The 15,968-nt window shown below is 39.9% G+C and carries 16 protein-coding genes; 10 read left to right on the forward strand and 6 right to left on the reverse strand.

Annotated elements, in window-relative coordinates:
• The first annotated feature begins 61 nt into the window (after positions 1 to 61).
• The 10 genes from ACPUEN_RS13180 to trxA all read left to right on the forward strand — a co-directional run bounded on the left by ACPUEN_RS13180 (position 62) and on the right by trxA (position 9,813).
• Positions 62 to 1,039 (forward strand): isopenicillin N synthase family dioxygenase, encoded by a 978-nt coding sequence (locus ACPUEN_RS13180; protein WP_425636373.1) that lies wholly within the window; start codon positions 62 to 64, stop codon positions 1,037 to 1,039.
• A gap of 3 nt (positions 1,040 to 1,042) precedes the next feature.
• Positions 1,043 to 2,242 carry a chromate efflux transporter gene (chrA, locus tag ACPUEN_RS13185; protein ID WP_425636374.1) on the forward strand — a complete coding sequence of 400 codons (1,200 nt, stop codon included), beginning with the start codon at positions 1,043 to 1,045 and terminating at the stop codon, positions 2,240 to 2,242.
• Between the two features lie 92 nt (positions 2,243 to 2,334).
• Positions 2,335 to 3,000 carry a CBS domain-containing protein gene (locus tag ACPUEN_RS13190; RefSeq protein WP_425636375.1) on the forward strand — a complete coding sequence of 222 codons (666 nt, stop codon included), beginning with the start codon at positions 2,335 to 2,337 and terminating at the stop codon, positions 2,998 to 3,000.
• 3 nt (positions 3,001 to 3,003) lie between these two features.
• The gene (locus tag ACPUEN_RS13195; protein WP_111613424.1) at positions 3,004 to 3,879 is read left to right on the forward strand and encodes an NAD kinase; all 876 of its coding nucleotides are present in this window, start codon (positions 3,004 to 3,006) and stop codon (positions 3,877 to 3,879) included.
• A gap of 104 nt (positions 3,880 to 3,983) precedes the next feature.
• The gene (locus ACPUEN_RS13200) at positions 3,984 to 4,733 is read left to right on the forward strand and encodes a DUF6089 family protein (RefSeq protein WP_425636376.1); all 750 of its coding nucleotides are present in this window, start codon (positions 3,984 to 3,986) and stop codon (positions 4,731 to 4,733) included.
• Positions 4,734 to 4,768: 35 nt separating this feature from the next.
• Positions 4,769 to 5,554: an isoprenyl transferase gene (locus tag ACPUEN_RS13205; protein WP_111613422.1), complete on the forward strand. Its 786-nt coding sequence runs from the start codon at positions 4,769 to 4,771 to the stop codon at positions 5,552 to 5,554.
• A 7-nt stretch (positions 5,555 to 5,561) separates the two neighbouring features.
• Positions 5,562 to 8,258 (forward strand): BamA/OMP85 family outer membrane protein, encoded by a 2,697-nt coding sequence (locus ACPUEN_RS13210; protein ID WP_425636377.1) that lies wholly within the window; start codon positions 5,562 to 5,564, stop codon positions 8,256 to 8,258.
• A 92-nt stretch (positions 8,259 to 8,350) separates the two neighbouring features.
• On the forward strand, positions 8,351 to 8,881 hold the full coding sequence (locus ACPUEN_RS13215; RefSeq protein WP_425636378.1) for an OmpH family outer membrane protein: 531 nt from the start codon (positions 8,351 to 8,353) through the stop codon (positions 8,879 to 8,881).
• 14 nt (positions 8,882 to 8,895) lie between these two features.
• The gene (locus ACPUEN_RS13220; RefSeq protein ID WP_111613419.1) at positions 8,896 to 9,441 is read left to right on the forward strand and encodes an OmpH family outer membrane protein; all 546 of its coding nucleotides are present in this window, start codon (positions 8,896 to 8,898) and stop codon (positions 9,439 to 9,441) included.
• A gap of 66 nt (positions 9,442 to 9,507) precedes the next feature.
• The gene (gene trxA, locus ACPUEN_RS13225) at positions 9,508 to 9,813 is read left to right on the forward strand and encodes a thioredoxin (RefSeq protein ID WP_425636379.1); all 306 of its coding nucleotides are present in this window, start codon (positions 9,508 to 9,510) and stop codon (positions 9,811 to 9,813) included.
• A 141-nt stretch (positions 9,814 to 9,954) separates the two neighbouring features.
• Here trxA and ACPUEN_RS13230 read toward each other — a convergent pair whose 3' ends face one another.
• From ACPUEN_RS13230 to nqrF, 6 genes are all read right to left on the reverse strand, one after another.
• Positions 9,955 to 11,283, reverse strand: a complete 1,329-nt coding sequence (locus ACPUEN_RS13230) for a pseudouridine synthase (protein ID WP_425636380.1) — start codon at positions 11,281 to 11,283, stop codon at positions 9,955 to 9,957.
• 156 nt (positions 11,284 to 11,439) lie between these two features.
• Complete coding sequence (gene murQ, locus ACPUEN_RS13235) at positions 11,440 to 12,252, reverse strand: N-acetylmuramic acid 6-phosphate etherase (RefSeq protein ID WP_425636381.1); 813 nt, start codon at positions 12,250 to 12,252, stop codon at positions 11,440 to 11,442.
• Positions 12,253 to 12,297: 45 nt separating this feature from the next.
• Positions 12,298 to 13,140, reverse strand: a complete 843-nt coding sequence (locus tag ACPUEN_RS13240) for an N-acetylglucosamine kinase (protein WP_425636382.1) — start codon at positions 13,138 to 13,140, stop codon at positions 12,298 to 12,300.
• Entirely contained in the window at positions 13,141 to 13,368 is a 228-nt protein-coding gene (locus ACPUEN_RS13245) for a cytochrome b5 domain-containing protein (RefSeq protein ID WP_425636383.1), read from the reverse strand.
• Positions 13,368 to 14,519: a formimidoylglutamase gene (locus ACPUEN_RS13250; protein ID WP_425636384.1), complete on the reverse strand. Its 1,152-nt coding sequence runs from the start codon at positions 14,517 to 14,519 to the stop codon at positions 13,368 to 13,370. The genes ACPUEN_RS13245 and ACPUEN_RS13250 overlap by 1 nt, the downstream gene beginning before the upstream one ends.
• An 83-nt stretch (positions 14,520 to 14,602) precedes the next feature.
• A complete protein-coding gene (gene nqrF / locus ACPUEN_RS13255) occupies positions 14,603 to 15,904 on the reverse strand; it encodes an NADH:ubiquinone reductase (Na(+)-transporting) subunit F (RefSeq protein WP_111613412.1) in 1,302 nt (433 codons plus the stop codon).
• Positions 15,905 to 15,968 lie beyond the last annotated feature (64 nt).

The raw sequence follows: 15,968 nt of genomic DNA on the forward strand, positions 1-15,968 counted from the left end.
TGAGATTAAAGATATTTAATTTTGAAGATAAATTAGACGTTGAACTATAATACATAAGCATATGGACATCCTATTTGATGAGATCCCAAGTTTAGATTTAGCTGATTTTACGACTGGCACGCCAGCTCAAAAAGCGGCATTTGTACAAAAGCTCGGTGAAGCTTACCAAAACATTGGCTTTGTAGCTATTAAGAACCATGGCTTATCCCAAGATCTACAAGATAGACTTTACGGATCTATCAAAGACTTCTTCAAACTTCCTGACGACATTAAAGCCAAGTATGAGAAACCGGAAATCGGATTTCAACGAGGCTATACAGGTAAAGGAAAAGAGCACGCTAAAGGCAGAAATACCGGAGACTTAAAGGAATTTTACCATGTAGGGCAAGAACTCAGCCGAATTCCCGACACGGATCCTATCAAAGCTGAATATCCTCCAAACATATGGCCTAGCGAGCTTCCTAAGTTTCAAAATGATGCAAATGAAGCCTATCGCACGCTTGAAAGTGCTGGAAAATCCATGCTTCAGGCAATTGCACTTTCATTGGACTTAGACGAAAATTACTTTGAAGACAAAGTAGCTTACGGAAATTCAATTCTGAGGCAAATCCATTATTTCCCTATTGAAAACCCTGATGAGGTACCAGCTGATGCTGTACGGGCAGCCGAACATGGTGACATCAACTTGATCACTTTATTAATGGGAGCAAGCGCGGATGGACTTCAGGTGAAGCGTATGGATGGCAAGTGGATTCCAATCACAGCACTGCCTGACCAACTCGTGGTAAACGTCGGTGATATGCTGGAAAGACTGACAAATAAAAAACTGAAGTCTACAATTCATCGAGTAGTCAATCCACCACGTGAAAAAATGAATACAAGCAGGTATTCCATACCATTCTTTATGCACCCGCGATCAGAAATGGATCTTACTTGCTTGGAAAGCTGCGTAAATGCCGAACGTCCAAAACAGTTTGATGACGCTACTGCCGGAGAATTCTTAGAAGAAAGACTGCGCGAACTTGGACTGAGAAAATAAGGGATGTCGGTAAAGAAAGTTCGATACTATTTATTTTTGAAAGATATTATCACGCTTTCTCTTACTGCCTTTGGTGGACCTCAGGCTTTTCTTGCGATGCTACTTGAGCGTATGGTCAAGCGAAGAGCCTACATTCTGGAAGATGAGCTTTGGGAGCTAAATGCATTGTGCAATATGCTGCCTGGCCCATCTTCCACTCAGCTGGTTTGTGCGATTGCCTACCGTGTTGGCGGTCCCAATCTAGCCTATCTAGCTCTTCTGGTTTGGATTTTACCGGCCACCCTACTCATGATTTTTGCAGCGATGCTCATTTATTTTCTCCAGGAAAACACCCCCGGGGCATTGAATTTTGCTCGGTTTATTCAACCTATGGCAATTGGGTTTATCATTTTTGCTGCGCAAAAAATAATTGGTAAAACAATAAAGACAACTGAAGCAATGGTGCTGGTACTCATTTCAGCCTTCGTTTCATTCTTCTATAGTTCTCCCTACATTTTCCCTGTTCTGTTAATTATTGGAGGTCTAAGCACTTCTATAAAGTATAAGCAACAACCCAAGTTGGAGAAAGACGCTCCACTGAAAATTGAATGGGCTAATTTCTACCTGTGGGCTGGAGTTTTGATTGTGGCAGCCGGACTGGGTGCTATTACAAAATATCAACCTCTTATACTTTTCGAGAATTTCTATAGAAATGGAAGTTTGATCTTTGGAGGAGGCCAAGTGCTTGTACCTTATTTATACACAGAATTTGTTGATTTCAAGCACTTCCTTAGTTCCGAGGAATTCCTTACAGGGTATGCAATTTCCCAGGGCATACCAGGACCGACGTTCAGTATTTCATCTTATGTCGGTGCTTTATCAATGAAGGAATTTGGGACTCCTGGCTTTTTTATGGGGGGATTTATTGCGGCCGCTGGAATTTTCCTACCGGGAATTTTCCTTATATTCTTCGTTATCAGATTTTGGGACCAGTTGAAAAAATACCGTCCAGTAAGAGCAGCACTAGAGGGAATAAACGCTGTTTCATGTGGAATGCTGATCGCAGCAGCCTACTTACTTTTTGAGCCTCTGGAGGCAAATGGACTGAATATTATTTTTATTCTTGCCACATATGTTTTGCTTCAATTCACTAAAATCTCATCACCAGTTATCATTGCTGGAGGGGTTTTATTAGGGATTATTTACAATAATTTTCTTTTGTAGCACTGGAGAAAAGACTGGTTATTTCCTCAAAAAGGAACAAGAATAGGTGTTCGGTCGTTTTATAATCTAAATTCATTGCCTATCTTTCTTCTATGCACGCCTACGAATACATCAACAATCTGATCCCACCATTGAAGCTTTCTGACAAAACAGGAATGGCATTAGCATGGATGGAAGAAATCAGAACTGACGTACTTCCTATTATAGATAAAGGGAATTTTTTGGGCCTGATAAAAGAAGAAACCATTTTTGAAGTAAACAATCCAGAAACCTTAATCGCTGACATTCAGCCTTCCAACCCGCATTGCTGGGTTTATTCTGATAAACATATTTATGACGTACTGCGTGTCAGTTCAGAGCAAAACTCAAATATTGTAGCCGTTTTAGACAGAGAGTCAAATTACCTCGGCATTATCACTATGGAAGATTCTATTTCTGCATTCGCAGATAGTCTTTCCATTAAATCACAAGGAAGTGTAGTAATTCTGTCTCTTGCAATGACTGATTATAGTTTAGCTGAGATTTCTCGAATTATCGAATCTGAAAACACGAAAATCCTGAGTTCTTTTATCACGACTGATCCTTTAGATGACAGCAAAATTAAGCTCACGTTGAAACTTGATCAAACAGAGCTGAGACATATTAAGGCCACGCTTGAACGATTTGGATATAAAATTATCGATCATTATCAGGAAGAATCTGGCGTAAGCAGCGAAGAAGACAGAATCGGAAACTTGTTAAGATTTTTAGATATTTAGGACATGAAAGTCGCCCTTCATGGCTTAGCTCTGAAAGCAGAATTATTTTCAGACGTTCAGTCACTTTTCAACGAACTCACAAAGCATCAATTTGAAATATTCGCCACAGAGCAATTTGACCGGCAACTTCGCATGCATGGCAATAAAGCCTTGAATTATTGGGTACTTGAAAGCCGGGAGGATATTGCCGCTATGGATTTTATGATTTCAATAGGTGGAGACGGCACTTTGCTTGATGCTGTTACCCAAGTTGGAGATCTTGAAGTCCCCATTTTAGGATTGAATACTGGCAGACTTGGCTTTTTGGCAACCGTGGCAACAGAGAAAATCTCTGATGCCATAGCAGATTTGGCTGCAGATAATTTCCAGCTGGAAACTAGAACCTTGATCTCACTTGAAAGTCATCGGAAGTTATTCAATGGCTTAAATTTTGGCTTAAATGAATTTACCATTCATAAGCGGGACACCTCATCCATGATTACAGTTCATACGTATATTGATGGGAAGTATTTGAACAGTTATTGGGCGGATGGTCTGATAGTGTCTACTCCTACAGGATCTACAGGCTATTCCCTGAGCTGCGGAGGGCCATTAATTTCACCTGAAGCAAAAAACCTAGTCATTACTCCAGTGAGTCCTCATAATCTAAATGTACGCCCCATCATTGTTTCTGATGAAAGTGAGATCAGTTTTGAAATAGAGGGAAGGGCCGAAAAATTCTTAATATCTTTGGACTCACGATCAACGTCAATCTCCTCGGAAGTGAAGCTTAGTGTGAAGAAGGAAAAGTTTTCAGCAAAATTGGTAAAGTTGCCTCATTATCATTTCTTTGACACATTAAGACAAAAGCTCAATTGGGGTTTTGACATGAGAAATTGAATCATTGTCTTTAAGACTTAGCCAATTTGAGCTTAACAATTATTAACCCGCTAAATACTGAGATGCGTTTTTTAAACGTTAGGTACTTCATATCTTGCAGCGTCTTGAAAAAGGTCAATTTTCAGATTATCAGTTACTTAGTTTTGTTTCTGCTATTTTCTTTTGGTTTTTCCCAAAAATCTATAGCTCAGAAATACGATATAGGTGGTGGAATTGGAGTAGCCGCATATAGTGGTGATATCATTCGGAAAATAGACCCAGGTCAATTAGGACTTCAAGGCACGTTGTTTGGCAAGAGAAATTTTGACAATGTGTGGTCATTGAGAGTTGCAGCGAGCGCGGCATTTCTTAATGCTGCAGATAGTATCAAACCTATTGATCGATTGGCAGAGGTCAGAGATGGAAGGTTTAGAGCTGGAGTATTGGAAGCTTCTGCAGTTTTGGAATTTAATTTCCTCGACTACTTAAGGACCAATTCAGAATTCCGCTTTTCTCCCTACGCCTTCTTTGGTATCGGATATGCCTACGCTTTCGCAAAAGGCAACACATACGCCTTTAATGTCTCATCAAAATATAATGTCGGAACTGTGGTTATCCCTTTTGGAGGGGGAATCAAATACCAATTAAATGACCGATGGACATTAGCAGCTGAATTAGGCTTTCGGCCAACTTTAACAGATTACTTAGACAAAATAGATAGTACAGAGCCAGTAATTCCAAGGTTTCCGGATCCCAATAATCCTGATGGCCCATACGGAATCAATTTTGGCAATGCCTATGATAAGGATTGGTACTACTTCTTAGGCGTAACAATTAGCTATACTATCACGACTACCAAATGCTACGCATATTAATAAATCGCGCCCTAGGGCTAATATTTGGAAAAGAAATGGCATTTTTGTACCTCCAAAAAAGTAAGGAACCGGAGACGGCTGGAATGAAGGAAGTATCTGAAAATAACAACATCCCAAAGCATATTGCAATTATCATGGACGGCAATGGACGCTGGGCCACGAAAAAGGGCGCTATGCGGATATTTGGGCATAAAAATGCCACTAAGGCAGTTCGGGAAGCTATAGAAGGAGCAGATAGTTTGGGGGTTAAATACCTGACTTTATTCTCATTTTCTACAGAGAATTGGTCTAGACCAAAAGCTGAAGTCGATGGACTGATGGAGCTGTTGGTGAAGACCATGTCCGATGAGATCCCGATGCTGATGAATGGCAACTTCAAATTAGAAAGTATTGGAGATGTAGATAGTTTACCACCATCAGCACATAAAACGCTGATGAGAGTGAAGGAAATCACCTCAAAAAATACGGGTCTCAAAGTGATCTTAGCGTTAAGCTATAGTGGTCATTGGGAGCTCACTCATGCAGCTAAACACATTGCTCAAAAAGTCTCAGAAGGAAAATTGAATGTCGAGGACATTACTCAAAAAGTAATGGCTGAGCATTTGGAAACAACCGCCTATCCTGATCCAGAATTAATGATCAGAACTAGCGGGGAATACCGAATAAGTAATTTTCTACTTTGGCAATTGGCCTATACGGAGTTATACTTCACTCCTGTACTATGGCCGGATTTTAGAAGAGAGCATCTATTTGCTGCAGTCTCCGATTTCCAATCACGGGAAAGGAGATTTGGCAAAACGGGTGAGCAAGTTAAATCTTAAGTAATTCATGAAAAAAAGTTTACTGATTCTGTTTTGTCTGGTTTGGGCAAGTTCAGCAATGGCGCAAATACGTTTGGGCCAAAGTCGCTATGCCACAAGCAAGCCAATCGATATTTTGGAGCTGAATTACGCTAAGCCTCAAACCTATAGAATCGCAGAAATAAAAGCTGTGGGTCTTACCACTTTGGACGAGATCGCCATTCTTTCCTTATCCGGACTGAAAGTGGACGATGAAATCGAGGTGCCTGGAGACGCAATTTCAAATGCTCTTAAAAAGCTCTGGGGTCAAGGGATCATTGGAGATGTTAAAATCTTGGTGACCAAAATAGAAGGTGATGATATTTCATTACTCCTTGATTTGACTGAGCGCCCAAGATTCTCAAGAGTGGAGTTCACGGGTATGAATAAAACTCAGGAAAGTGAACTACGTGACAAAGTAAATATACGAGGTCGAGTAGTTAGAGACGATGTGCTGAATAACGCTAAAAGAAATATTGAAAAATATTATCTGGATAAAGGTTTCATGAATGCGGATGTTAAAATCAAGCAAGAGCGCGACACTACGCTACCCAATTCAGTAAAGTTAATATTTGATGTTGAGCAAAATTCTAAAGTTAGAATCAATGCAATTGAATTCTATGGTAATGAGGAGCTGAATGACACTAAACTCAAAAAGAAGCTTAAAAAAACCAAGGAACACGCACGAGTTAGTGTCTTCAAAGACGGATATTCCCGATTAACAAATGCATCAGCAGAAGATATTAAGAATACAATTCTTTACACAGATTCTGTCTCTCAAGACAATGTAAAAGAATACATCAACAAAAACTTCAAACTTAACTTCTTTAACGGCTCAAAGTACATCCCTAAGGAATACAGAAACGATAAAGATAATGTCATTAATTTCTATCAAAGTAGAGGATATCGAGATGCTAAAATCGTAGCAGATTCCATTTACAACTTTGGGGAAGATAAAATCAACATTGACATCGCATTAGAAGAAGGTAAAAAATACTACTACAGAAATATCACATTCAACGGCAACTTCATTCACCCAGACCCAGTCCTTTTAGCTAAGCTTGGTATTCAAAAAGGTGATGTTTACGATAAGGAAAAGCTTGATAAAAGACTGAATTACGACCCAACTAAGGGTGATGATGTGAGTTCACTCTACCAAAATGACGGTTATCTATTCTTCTCCATAGACCCAGTTGAAGTGAATGTATTTGAAGACTCTATTGATTTGGAAATGAGAATCTTTGAGGGACCTCAAGTAACTGTAAATTCTGTAAACATCAGTGGAAATGAGCGTACATCTGATCACGTAGTTATGCGTGAAATTAGAATTCTCCCTGGTCAAAAATTCAATAGAGAGCTTTTAGTACGTACGATTCGTGAACTTTCTACCCTAGGTTATTTTGACCCAGAGAAAATCAATCCGGATCTAAGGCCTAATTTCGAAGCAGCGACTGTTGATATCACCTTTGAACTAGAAGAAAGACCGAATGACCAGATTGAGCTTTCAGGTGGATGGGGTGGCTTCTACGGTTTCGTAGGTACAGTAGGGCTTTCATTTAACAACTTCTCGATTAGAAACATAAAAGATTTCTCCAAATGGGACCCACTTCCAGTAGGAGACGGTCAAAAGCTATCACTAAGAGTGCAAGCAAACGGTCGTTCTTTCCAGAATTACTCAGTTTCTCTGACTGAACCTTGGTTCGGGGGTAAAAAACCGAATGCATTAAGTTTCTCATTCAACCATTCTGTTCAGCGCCAAGTTGATTTCTTCAATCAGGCAAGCTTCGGCGACGAATTAGGTTTCTTTAAAATCACGGGGGTCACATTGGGACTTGCTAAGCGAGTAACATGGCCCGATGATAACTTTAGTATAAGTAATTCCTTGCAGTTCCAAGTTTATGAATTTGATCAGTTCGGTACATCATTCGGCTTGAGCTATCCTACTGGTACGTCTAACAGTATTACCTGGAATACTACCATAGCAAGGTATAACTTAGATAATCCAACTTATCCTAGATTCGGATCTAATATTATCCTATCGACTGCTTTCACCCCTCCGTATTCTTCTTTAAACAAGAATGTAGATGAAGAATCTACAGACCAGGAAAAATATAAATGGTTGGAATATCACAAATGGATGTTTGATGCTTCTGTCTATACGCCACTATTTGGTTCAAACAAGTTAGTAGCAAGTGCAAGAGCTCACATGGGCTTTCTCGGATCATACAGCCAAAAGATTGGAGTTATTCCACTGGAAAGATTCGTTATGGGCGGAAATGGTATGTCAATGAACAACTTTGCATTGGGACAAGAAATCATCGGTTTACGTGGCTATGAAGATCAATCAATCACTCCAGGTAGAGATAGTAGAGGTACAGCTAATCCAGAACCTTACGGAGGAATTGTATATAATAAATATGTGATGGAAGTTAGATACTTGATTTCACCTAACCCATCAGCTACCATTTTCGTTCTTGGATTTGCTGAGGCAGGAAATAACTGGGGTTCATATAAGGACTTCAATCCATACGATCTGAAGAAATCGGCAGGTATAGGTGCAAGAATCTTTATGCCAGCGTTTGGTCTATTAGGAATTGACTGGGGGTACGGCTTCGATGCAATTCCAGGAACTACTGAAAGAAGTGGCTCGCAATTCCACTTTACAATTGGTCAGCAGATTAGATAAGTATGGATTTAGGGAGGGGAATAGTTAATTTATGCAAAAATTGACGCTCTTTGGATTTGATAAAATTAGGTCATTGTAAATTTCCCAAACTCATGAATAAACCACTGAAAATTGTATTTTTGCTGCTTCTAATGCTTCAAGCAGCTCCTTTAATAGCACAAAAGCTAGGATACATTGACACAGAATATATTCTAAACAAGCATCCAGATTACAAAGTAATCCAGCAGGAGCTGGAAAACATCAGTGCTGAATGGAAAAAAGAGGCACAAAATTTGGATAAAGAGATCAAAGAACTTTCTGTACAGCTTAAAGCTGAGGAAGTTTTACTAACAGAAGAAATGTACCAGCAACGGCTGGTAGACATAAAGTTGAAACAAAAAGAATCCCAAGAATTCAATAGCAGAATTTTCGGTATTGATGGTCAGTACTTCCAAAAGCAAGCGGAATTAATGCAACCACTTCAATCCAAAATTTATGATGCTATAGAGCGGGTTTCTAGAAGAAACAATCTGGGAATGTTATACGATAAAGCGGCTGCACCATCGGCCATTATCTGGACAGATCCTAGACATGATTATTCGGAATTCGTTTTAGAAGAATTGGGAATAGAAGACAACAAATAAATAGAAACACAGAAATGATGAAAGTAAAAGTTATCCTTTCCGCAGTAGCATTGCTTTGCGTAGGATTCGCAGCTCAGGCTCAAGAAGTAAAGATTGGTTATACCAACGTTGAATTTATTATGGATTTGATGCCAGAAATGGAGCAGATTGCTGCTGATATCAAAGATTATGAAACACAGCTGCAAACCACTATGCAGTTAAAAGGTGAAGATTTCCAGCGCCAAGTCGCTGCTTATCAGCAAGCAGCTCAATCAATGACTGAAGAAGCGAGAGCTGCTAAGGAAAAAGAATTAACAGATTTACAAGGCACTTTGCAAAAAATGGAATCTGATTCTCAAATCAGCTACCAGAGAAAATTGGGTGAGCTTCTTTCCCCTGTTCAGACTAAGGTAGTCAATGCAATCAATGCTGTTGCAGCTGAAAATAACTACACGCATATTTTCGCTGAATCAGCTGGTCAAGCTCCTATCCTACTTTACACTAAAGAAGAAGATAAATTCACAGAGCTAGTTTTGACTAAATTAGGTCTTGAAATGCCAGCAGCTCCAGCAGCAAATTAATTAACCAATAGTAAATTAGAAGCCGCTAACTCGTTCTCGAATTAGCGGCTTCTTCGTTTTCAAGCTATGCCAAAAAAGAACCCGAAAGATATAATCAGCAAAAGTCAAGACGCTGTTTTGGTAGATTTCTATGCAGACTGGTGTGGACCCTGTCAGACGATGGATCCAATCATTGACGAGGTCTTAACTGAACTTGAAGGAAAAATCAAGTTGCTAAAAATCAACATTGATAAAAGCCCTCAGCTAGCTCAGCAGTTCGCTGTGCGATCTATTCCTAATTACATTCTCTTCAAAAAAGGGAAAATCCTTTGGAGAAAGGGTGGCTTGATTACAAAAAGGGATTTGCTTCAGGGATTAAAAGGGTTTGTATGAAATAAACTGATGCTAGCTTCATGAAAAATAGAACGGCCTTTGTATCTAAGAATCGCAATTGCTATAGCGTTAACAATCACCTTGAGGATTAAAAAGACAGTACAAAATGAAAAAAGCTCCCAAATTGGGAGCTTTTAATGCTTATATGAAGAACTTCAATCGAATCACTTCCTGCTCAGAAAGGAATCGATAATGTCCACGTTTCAAATCTTTTTTATCCAATCCTGCATAGACCACGCGATCAAGAGCAGTGACCTCGTACCCCAAATGAGCAAAGATTCTTCGCACAATTCTGTTTCTACCAATGTGAATCTCCAATCCAAGAATAGTTCTATCTAAAGAAAGCACCTGCATATCATCGACATCTGCCTTGCCATCTTCCAGTGTCAACCCTTCAATGATGGCTTCTTCGTCTTTCTTAGTAAGTGGTTTATCCAAAGTCACCTGATAAATCTTCTTGATTTCATTAGAAGGGTGTGAAAGCTTAGCCGCCAATTCACCATCATTCGTAAATAGCAAAAGCCCAGTCGTATTCCTATCCAATCGTCCGACAGGGAAAATACGCTCTTCGCAAGCATTCCCCACAAGGTTCATAACAGTCTTACGATCCATAGGATCATCAGTCGTAGTGATGAAATCCTTTGGCTTATTCAGCAAAACGTAAGTAGGCTTCTCAGGATTGATCTTTCTACCTTGGTAAACCACCCGGTCAGTTTTCTTAACTTTACGACCTAGTTCAGTACAGACCTCACCATTTAGCGTCACCAAACCATTACTGATTAGATTATCAGCTTCTCGCCTACTGCATATTCCAGAATTAGCGATGTACTTATTGAGACGAATAAGGTTTTCCTCATTCTCTAATTTTTTCTTTTTCTGTGGAAGTGAGTCAAAATTATAATCAGGTCTCTCCACGTTAGTATCTTGGTCTACAAAACGCTTCTTCCCGAAACCTTTGCTGTCCTTCTTATCGGACTTGTAGGTCGGTCTGCCTGCTGCAAAGACTGGCTTCTGATCCTTTCCACGACCCTTATATATAAGTCCTTCTGGCTTTTCAGAAGATTGCGGCTTACCTCCTTTAGAATCTCTATTGTATGGCTTTGGCCCTTCGGATTCTTCTTTTTTGGCGAAAAATTGCTTCTTGCCAGCACCAAAATCTTTCTTTTCAGTAAATTCAGAACCTTGATCTTTCTTAGGTCCAAAATTAGATTTAGAACCGAATTTCTTTTCTCCTAGCGTTTTGAACCCTGATTTTTTGTTTGTCCTTGGCTTTTTGCTGAAATCAGAAAAGTCGTCTTCGCTTTTGCTGAAAGGTTTTTTGCCTGTACCTGATTTGGAGAAACCTGAATCTATGGATTTATTGAAGCCCTCTGATTTCCCTTTGTAACCTCCTCTTTTTCCTGAATTTGAAGAGTTGGAATCTTTTTTTCCTTCGCCGAAAAACGGCTTTTTTGAATTGTTATCTTTCATAGATGTGCAGCATCACTGCTGGATAAAATTGTGAAGATTAAGCGATTGACTTTCAACCCCTTAATCGGGGGTGCAAAGATACAGCCTCTTTTGGGAAATCTAATCATCACATTCAAAAATATTCCTAACTCATAAACCTGGAAGGTTCTCAGAAATCTAACTCAGATTTTTATAAAAATACTCGGTCGCTTTTCTAACCGACCCCTCACTAAGCAATAGTTTGTAAGCTGTTTCCTCTTCTAACCCAGTCGCCTCCATGATCATTTTGGTGCCTCGCTGTACCAGTTTAGCATTGGAAAGCTGCATGTCCACCATTTTATTTCCTTTTACTTTTCCCAGCTTGATCATCACAGTCGTGGAGATCATATTAAGAATCAGTTTTTGTGCTGTACCAGATTTCATTCGTGTACTTCCCGTGATAAATTCTGGACCAACAACTGCTTCTATCGGATGCTCTACTTCTCTTGAGAGCGGCGAATTAGGGTTACAAGTAATGCTACCTGTTAATAAGCCTTTTTCCCGCGCGGTTTTCACTCCTCCAATTACGTAGGGCGTCGTGCCTGACGCAGCGATTCCTATAACCGTATCATTTTGATTAAATCCATATTCTAGAATATCATTCCAAGCTTGGTCTGGATTATCCTCAGCATTTTCCACAGCTTTCCGGATTGCTTTATCTCCTCCAGCAATTATTCCCAGCACCATATCAAAAGGAACTCCATAGGTGGGCGGACACTCAGATGCATCGAGAACACCAAGCCTACCACTTGTCCCTGCACCTATATAGATCAATCTTCCACCTTTCTCCATCCTAGGTACAATCTGCTGAATCAATCCATTGATATTCAGAATAACTTTCTCAACTGCAAGGGCTACTTTTTTATCTTCCCGGTTAATATTTTGGAGAATGGAAGTGACATCCATCTGCTCCAGGTTATCATAAAGAGAAGTACTTTCGGTTACTTTCATTGTTCTAAATTTTTACTGAGCGTATTTCCAACACTGGATTCCATTTCACAAAGCTTCTTGATGGTAAAGTGTCAAGCCTGCTATCGGACTTTCAATTATTAAATTTACATTTATCTGGACATCTGCGGCAGCTTTACGAAGGATATCACTATTATAATATGCGATAGAACCTACAAAATTTACAGGCTTTTCCCTGTAATCCTTATACTTCATCACATGCTGTTTGAAGAAATCCTGAAAGGAATTATAATAGAGCATGTAGCAATAAGGGTTGGATTTATGCTCCGAGATAAATCTGCAAAAACTCGCCATATACCGATTTGGAAAAGGCTTTTGATAAACATGCTCTTGTATTACAGTATTGGTCAAATGAAAATTATCTATAAGCTCTTTTTTGATCTCTTTAGGCATCTCATCGTTGATGAAATCCTTCAGAAGTTTCCTACCAACATATCCTCCACCTCCTTCATCCCCGAAAATATAACCTGGAGCCGGACGAGAATCTACGATTTGAACACCATCGTAATCACAACTATTTGAACCAGTACCCAAGATACATGCTATACCAGATTGATGGCCGCAGGTGGATCTGGCGGCGGCTGCAAGGTCATGATCGATAATTATTTTAGCTTTTGGAAAAACTGTCTTTAATGCAGATGAAACTTCATTTTTCCGATCTGGGCTTGAGCAACCGGCACCGTAGAAAAATATTTCTTCTATTTCGCTCTCCAGATTGACCAAGAAATCACTTTGCATTTGAATAGCCATTTCTTCTGAAGTCTGGTAATAAGGATTAAACCCTATTCCACGATGCTGACTGATCTTGCGATCAGAATGAATTACTCTCCAGTCCGTTTTGCTGGAACCACTATCTGCGATTAAAATCATTTATGCTAGTTGCCCAATGGCTTGAAATTTCTCAAATACTTTTTCGGTATGGGGTGCATCCGGCAATTCCTCAGTCAAATCCTGTCCGGCCCAATGCTCGTAATGCATGCCCTTTTTCCAAAGTCTGGAACTACTCACATCGTATATTATGCCTTGATAAGCTACCCAAATTTCAGGTTTATCCTGCCCATTTCGAAGTGCAAGCTGCTGCTTGGTATAAATCTCCATCAAAGTAACTTGATTTGAGCATTGATCCAACGCTCAGGAATTTCACCCTTTTGAGCCATCTGATAGTCAGCATAGCTACAAGGAACTGTGCTAACTCGATCAAATTTCTCAGTTTCATTATGTGGAATCTCCATCCACCATTTGCCACTTCGCTTACTTTTATAGAAAACCAGCGTATTTGGCTTCGTATCCAGCGAAACGGTGTACTTGCTATAATCACTGCTTTTAAAAGAAAGGCTATCTTTCCGGGAATAGAATCCTTCCAAGAAGTACCAAATCATCACAGAAACGACTTTAGCAGTCTTATTTGCAGCATCGTCATAATAAGGCTCGTAGCCATAAATTCCGATTGAACTCAGCTTTTCATTTGTTCCTGCAAACCAGCAAATCTGACACGCCTCCTCAGCTGTCAGCCCAAATGGTTCAGCATTCACCGCTCCTGGAGCATCTGCAGATTGAATAGCACATAAGTCAAAGCTTAACAAATCCGCATTTCGAATCAAAGGCTCAACTTCTTTGAACTCACTTCGCAATTCTCCTAATCGCACGTGCTCGAAATACAACTTTTCCACCACATTGATAAGTGATGGATCTACCAAGAAACTCTGATAGGCCAAATGGGCTGAAGAAAAGAGAAAATTAGGCTGATGAAGTATGATTTCCTGCGTATGCTGATCCGCTAGTGGTCCCTCTTCTTCCATATCCAATTTGGCATCCACTGTTAACAAGCTGACCAACTTTTTCATTTTCTGGTAAGACAAATACTGCCCGTAATCCAAGTCGTGCGAACCTCCAAAGTAAATTGGGAGAATCTGATGTTTCATCAGGTAGTCTCCTACTTCTTGTATTCGTTGGTATGTATCGCTTAGCTTTTCTCCAGAAATCAAATCACCCAAATCAGCTACTCTATATGCCCCAAAGCCTTTTTTCAACTCATAAAGTTTCTCGCGAATCTCACTACTTCCTCTATCCGCACTTTCCACTTTGCCCAAACCACGATTTTCTTTGATTCCGACAAGGGCTATTTGAACTCCCTTGAGATCGGGAAATTCCTCACCGAAAAAATGGATTTGCTTAAAAAATGAATTGTTTTGATACTTTTTCTGCCAAAGGTATTCGGCTACTGGGTCAAAATAAGATTGGATATTCATAAGGGGTGATAGTCTAAGGTAAAAATAATCAAAAATGGTTCTTAAATAAAAAATCCCGCCGAAGCGGGATCTTTTGTTTTTGATTAACCTCCGAAGTCATCAAATCGGATATTTTCCTGAGGAATTCCCAGATCATCCAGCAACTTCAATACTGCTGAGTTCATCAAAGGAGGGCCACATAGGTAATATTCTACCTCATCTGGCTCAGGGTGATTTTTCAGATAGTTATCATATAATACTTGGTGAATGAAACCAACGTAACCGTCACCTTCATCTTCAGGGGTTTTCTTGATTTTCCAATTATCTTCTGGAAGTGGCTCAGAGAGTCCAATGTTAAATTGGAAGTTAGGGAAGTCCTTCTCTATATCTCTAAATTGAGGTACATAGAACAATTCTTTCTTTGATCTACCACCATACCAATAAGACACTTTTCTGCTAGTCTTCTCTGTATGGAAAAGGTGAAAAATCTGCGCTCTCAATGGAGCCATACCTGCACCACCACCTATGTAAACCATCTCACGCTGTGTAGGATTGATGTGGAATTCTCCGTAAGGTCCAGAAATAGTTACTTTATCACCAGGAACTCTTGAGAATACATAAGAAGAACAAACTCCAGGATTAACATCCATCCATTTGTTATTCGCTCTATCCCACGGCGGAGTTGCGATACGGATGGTGAGCATCACGATGTTACCTTCTGCTGGGTGATTAGCCATAGAGTAAGCTCTGAAAAGCTCCTCGTCATTCTTCATGGTCAAGTCCCAAAGGCCGAACTTATCCCAATCGCTTTGGTAAACATCATCTGGGTGGCCAAGATCAGGATGCGGGGCGATATCCATTCCTTTGAAGTTCACTGTGATGATAGGAACGTCAATCTGAATGTATCCACCTGCTTCAAAATCAAGGGTTTCACCTTCAGGAAGTTTCACCTTGAATTCTTTGATAAATGTAGAAACGTTGTAGTTAGAGATAACCTCACACTCCCACTTCTTAATACCAAAGATCTCTTCCGGAACCCTGATCTTCATGTCATTTTTTACTTTCACCTGACATGCAAGACGGACGTTACTTTGCTGCTCTGCTCTGCTCAAGTGACCTACTTCTGTAGGAAGAACTTCTCCTCCTCCTTCTTCGACCACGCATTTACACATAGCGCAAGTTCCGCCACCACCGCAAGCGGATGGAAGGAAGATTTTTTGGCCTCCCAAAGTAGAAAGCAGGGTAGTTCCCGCTGCAGTTACAATTGGAGAACTAGTGTCACCATTGATTACAATGTTGACGTCTCCTGAATTGACCAGTTTTGACTGAGCAAAAAGGAGAATAAATACCAGTAGCAGTATAATTACTGTAAAAGCTACGATGGATGTGATAATTACTGAACCCATGAAATTTTGGTTTAATTTTTCTTATGGATTGGCCCAATACGGGAGCACAAATATATTTATTAAT

Origin of the sequence: Algoriphagus yeomjeoni (assembly GCF_049821175.1) — a bacterium.
GTDB classification, from domain to species: domain Bacteria; phylum Bacteroidota; class Bacteroidia; order Cytophagales; family Cyclobacteriaceae; genus Algoriphagus; species Algoriphagus yeomjeoni_A.